The 518-nt window shown below is 70.5% G+C and carries 1 protein-coding gene; it reads right to left on the bottom strand.

Translation table 11 applies throughout. The features are described 5' to 3' along the window. A partial coding sequence (locus ACFZDA_RS41015) for a LysR family transcriptional regulator (protein ID WP_391089106.1) occupies positions 1 to 335 on the bottom strand: 335 nt, incomplete at its 3' end. Positions 336 to 518: the final 183 nt, after the last annotated feature.

Below are 518 nucleotides of genomic sequence, written 5' to 3'. Positions count from 1 at the left end.
GCACTCACCAACGTCGTCAGCGGCTCCACCGCCTGCGACGGCATCGACGCCACATCCAGGCGCCCCTCACGCAGCTCATGCACCGCCGCGACACTCGCCCGCGCCGTCTGAAGACTGCGCACGGCCTCCCGGGCAGGCTCGATCAGGGCCCTTCCCGCCTCCGTCAGCACTGCCCTGCGCCCGATGCGATGGAACAGCTCCGAGCCCAGATCACGCTCCAGAGCCCGCACGGCCTGCGACAGCGACGGCTGCGACACATACAGAGCCGACGCCGCACGGTTGAACCCCCCACGATCAACGATCGCAAGGAAGTACTCCAGCTGCCGAATGTCCATACACGCCCTCTGCCCCGGGAAGAAATCAACCGACGACGCGACCGGTCCCGACCATGGTGACGTGAAGGATCGCCTCGACGAAGTACGGGCGACCTCCTGCCCGCCCCAGGCAAGGCGCGGTATCGGGGCCCCGGGGAGCGGGGCCGCTACCGCGCGGCGCCCCCGCCCCGGCCGGTGTCGGCG

It is taken from the genome of Streptomyces sp. NPDC007991, from assembly GCF_042958445.1.
Taxonomy (GTDB): domain Bacteria; phylum Actinomycetota; class Actinomycetes; order Streptomycetales; family Streptomycetaceae; genus Streptomyces.
This window is presented reverse-complemented; position numbering and strand designations above follow the sequence as displayed.